Source organism: Streptomyces sp. NPDC020983, from assembly GCF_044333485.1.
GTDB lineage: Bacteria > Actinomycetota > Actinomycetes > Streptomycetales > Streptomycetaceae > Actinacidiphila.
Window position 1 is genome coordinate 242,146 of sequence record NZ_JBIRRA010000013.1, and the last position, 4,236, is coordinate 246,381.

Sequence of the window (4,236 nt, forward strand, 5' to 3'; positions counted from 1 at the left end):
CGGGCGGTTCGCCTTTCCGCCGGTGGGGGCTGGTCGCGCAGTTCCTCGCGCCCCTGGGGGCGCCACTTGCGGTGGCGGTTCGCCTTTCCCCCGGTGGGCGCTGTTCGCGCAGTTCCCCGCGCCCCTGAGGGGGTGCGGCTTGCGGCGGGCGGTTCGCCTTTCCGCCGGTGGGGGCTGGTCGCGCAGTTCCTCGCGCCCCTGGGGGCGCCACTTGCGGTGGCGGTTCGCCTTTCCCCCGGTGGGGGCTGTTCGCGCAGTTCCTCGCGCCCCTGGGGTCATCCGGCGGGGCATCGCGCCCTTGCTCGGGGGGTGGGGTCGGGTGCCACTCCGGGGGTACCTCCTCGGAATGCGCGTCTGACCTCCCCCGTGTCCGGTGAGGGAGTAGGTGCGCATTCCTGCGGGGGCACCCCCGGATCGTCCCCCTCCCGGGCCGACATGGCGGCTGCCTGCCGGTGGGGGTGAAGGTTGTCCAAGGACTGCGGTTCGCCCCCGACGGCGATGCACCCCCCACAGGTGGACCGTCAGTCGACATCTGTCCCGCACGGGTGGTGGGGGTGGGAACACCCCGCGCCGCCAGGCGCGGGAAACCCCCACGGCGGGGCACCCGCCCACGCACGGCAACCGGGCACCGCCCGAAGCGGCCCCGCGGCGGGGCAGCCGCCCACGCACCCCGGGCGGGCACCGTCCGAAGCACCCCCGGCGGTGGGCAGCCGCGAGCCCACCCCGGGTGGGCACCGCCCGCCGTCGCGGGGGCGGGCGCGGGTCAGAAGTCGCGGGACGCCGGATCCGCGCATAGCCTCCCAGAACAGCCACCCGCGGTGGTGTGGCGGCGGCGAAAGGCGCGATGCGCATGAGGCGGCGAGCTCTGGGGCGGCGCGCGACCCGCGGCGCGCTGCTCGTCCTCGCCGCGTTCGCGGTCGCGGTGGTGTGCCCGTCCCCCGCGGGAGCGTCGGCCGGCTCGGACAACGGCTCCGCCGACCTGTGGATCCCGGTGGTGGCGGTCGCCGCGGTCGCGCTGGTCGCCCTGGTCGCGGTGCGCCGCAGGAGTACGTCGGCGGCAGCCCGTACCGCCCCGCGGGCGGCGGGTGCGGGCTCCGGCGGGCGGGGGCGCCCCCGGCGGTACGGCCCGCGTCCCACCCCGCTGCCGGAACTCGACGCGCAGGCGAGCCGCCAGCTCGTCGCCACCGACGACGCCGTGCGGACCAGCCACGAGGACGTCGGCTTCGCGGCGGCACAGGCCGGGGCCCCGGCCGTGAAGCCGTTCGTGGAGGCCGTGGACTACGCCCGGGACGAGCTGGCCGCCGCCTTCCGGTTGCGCGCACAGCTCGATGACGGCGTGCCCGACGAGGTGGCCCGGCGGCAGCTGCTGGACGAGCTCCTTTCCCACTGCACGCAGGCCAACCGCCGCCTCGACGCGGAGGCGGCGGCCTTCGACCGGCTGCGCGCGCTGGAGGCCGACGTCCGCGAGCTGCTGGAGCAGGCCGAGGCCCGGGCCACGGCGCTGCCCGGCCGGATCGCCGCCGCGGAGCACGAGATGGCGCCGCTCGGCGCGGTGTACGGCGCGGACGCGCTCGCCCCGGTCGCCGGGCACCCCGCGCAGGCACGCGCCCTCCTGGACTTCGCCCACGGGCGGCTGGACCTCGCCCGCGCGGCGGTCGGTACCGACCACGGACGGGCGGCGGTGTTCGTCCGCCTGGCCGAGGGCGCGCTCGGCCAGGCGGCCACGCTCGCCGAGGCCGCCGACCGCCGTGCGGCGGAGCTGCGGGAGGCCGACCGCCTGCTCGGCGCGGGGCGGCCCGCCGCCGGGCCCTACGACCCGCTCGCCGAGCTGCGGCGGGCCGGGGACGGGCCGCACGTGGCGTTCGCCGCCCGCAGCGAGGTCGCGGCCGCGCGGGACCTGGTCTCCACGCACCGCGGGGCCGTCGGCTGCGCCGCGCGTACGCACCTGGCTGCCGCCGAGCGTTCCGGCGTCCCGTCCGAGGCGGATCGCCTCGCCCGCGAGGCCCAGCGTCTCGCCCTCGACGACGTCACCGCCCACGCCCTCCTCTCCCCCGCCGGTCTCGGCGGCCTCCTCCGCGCCCCGCACGGCGCGTTCGGCGCCACGTCGGGCGCCCTCAACGAACAGGTGGCCCCCGCCACCTTCGGCGGCCCTCCGGCCGCCTAGGGCGTGTCCGCAAAGTCCCGTCGTCCGCCCGGAGGGCGGGGCAGACGGTGTCTGGTGCGTGCGATCGCAAGGCGGAGGGTCGTCCTCGTAGTGGTCCTACTCGGACGAGCCCGACAACGTAGCGAGCGTGCGTGCCAGGCGCCGTCTGCCAGGCGGGACTTTGCGGACACGCCCTAGGCGGGGCCGGGGAGGAGGGGACGCATGAAGGTGCGCTCGTAGCGGAGTACGCAGCCGCTCTCGTCCCTGATGCGGTCGGCGTCGAGGAATTCCGGGTCCGTGCCGAAGAGTGCGCGGTACTCCTCGTAGGCGGCGAGGCTGGGGAAGCTGAACAGGGCGAGGGCCTTGTCGCTGGCGCCTTCCGCGGGCAGGAAGTAGCCGTGGTGTGTCCCGCCGTGCCGGTCGACCAGCTCCATCCAGCGGCGCCCGAACCGTTCGAACGCCTCGGTCTTCGCCGGGTCGATCACGTACTCGACAACACAGGTGATCATGGCTCCAGGCTAACGCCACGCGTACCACGGGCGCCGGGGACGAACGGCGGCAGGCGACCGCACGGGGCCGCGCGGTTCCGGGAGAGGTCCCGGTCCGGGGGCCTTGCTGTTCCCGGGGAATCCGCGTGCGCCGCCGTGGGGTTGCTGTCAGCATGACCGCGTGATCCAGGAACTCGAACGCATGGTCGTACGGCACACCCTCCGCATTCCCGCGCCCGCGGGTTCCGGGCCGTCCGGGCTCGCCGTGCCGGTGGTCAGGCAGCTCGATGCCGCGCTGGTGTCGGCCGGGTTCACGCTGTCGGCCGAGGCGCGCCGGCACCTGGCGGGCCTTCCCGAGCCGCTGGCCGCTCACGCCGGGGCCCGCACGCTGGCCGCGGTGCGCGAGCTGGTCGGCGCGCACGTGCGGCACAACACGTACTTCGTCGACTTCCCCGCGAACGTGCCGGACACCGTCGAGTTCTGGTGGTCCTGCATCGCCGGGGCGCTCATGGACGAGGCGACACGCCCTGCCACCCTCGACCAGCTGAGCGACGGGGTCGTCGACCTGCTGACGCTCCCGGCGTACGGCCGGTACCAGCACACGTACGAGGACATGCTCGCGGCGCACGCCGAGCTGGTGGCCGCGGCCGGGGACCGGGTGACGGTGCTCCACCTGGGCGGCCCGCTGGAGGAGGAGGTGCGGGCGCTGTACCTGGCCCTGGCCGGGAGCAGCACGCCGCTCGGCGAGGAGGGCCTGCGGGATCTGGCGGTGCTGGCCGGGCACTGCGTTGCCGGGGCGCAGCCTGAGCACATCCCCGTGCGCGAGAACCGGGCGGTCGTCAACCGGGCCAGGCTCGCCGCGGGCGGGGATCTGCTGCTGGACACCGTGACCGATGTGCTGCGGCTGGCGGCGGTGTTGAGCGGCGGCGACGCGGGCCTGGTGGAGCCGACGCGCTTTCGCGCGCTGGGCCGGCCGGTGCGGCGGGCTCTGCTGGCGGGACTGGACGCCGTGGTCGCGGCGGCCCCGGCCAAGCTCGCCGATGTGCACGCGCACCGCGAGGAGTTCAAGCGGCTCGGCGAGCGGCTGCACCCGCACGAGTACCCGCGGTGGCCGCATGCGGCCCGGGTGTTCGCGGTCGCCCGTGGCGAGTCGGCGGCCCCCACCCTCGACAGTCGCGTGGAGCAGCTGCTCGCGCAGGGCGAACTGGCGGACGCGCTGCGGGTGCTGGGCGCGGCGCCGGGCCGGGTGCTGCGGGCGCTGGACCGTCTCCTGCGCGACTGCACCACGCAGGCCGATCGGGACGCGGTGATCGCCGCCGCGTCCCGGGCCGCTCAGGGCGCGTCCGGAAGGGTGCTTCTGGCGGTCCGCGAGCACTTCCTCGGGCGGCCGGCGTCGGCCACGCGCGTCTTCGTCAACCGCCGAGGGGCCGCGTGGTCCACCTCCGACGTCCGCCGGCCCGTACCGGCCGCGGCGCGCGAGCAGGTGGCGGACGCGCTGGACGCCGAGATCGCGCGGCGCCTGCCGCGGCCGGAGCGGCTGCTGATCGACCCGGACATGCTGGACGTGGCGCTGCCGCTGAGCGGCCGGGCGACCACGGGCGGCTT

General features: G+C 76.6%; 3 protein-coding genes. 2 read left to right on the forward strand and 1 reads right to left on the reverse strand.

Annotated features, from left to right (window positions below):
* The first annotated feature begins 850 nt into the window (after nt 1–850).
* A complete protein-coding gene (locus ACH4SE_RS27635; RefSeq protein ID WP_398546189.1) occupies nt 851–2,164 on the forward strand; it encodes a hypothetical protein in 1,314 nt (437 codons plus the stop codon).
* A gap of 173 nt (nt 2,165–2,337) precedes the next feature.
* On the opposite strand, the gene ACH4SE_RS27640 is transcribed toward ACH4SE_RS27635, so the two are convergent.
* The gene (locus ACH4SE_RS27640; RefSeq protein ID WP_398546190.1) at nt 2,338–2,652 is read right to left on the reverse strand and encodes an NIPSNAP family protein; all 315 of its coding nucleotides are present in this window, start codon (nt 2,650–2,652) and stop codon (nt 2,338–2,340) included.
* Nucleotides 2,653–2,812: 160 nt separating this feature from the next.
* Between ACH4SE_RS27640 and ACH4SE_RS27645 the strand changes: the two genes are divergently transcribed.
* The coding region (locus ACH4SE_RS27645) for a hypothetical protein (protein ID WP_398546191.1) at nt 2,813–4,236 on the forward strand (1,424 nt) is incomplete at its 3' end.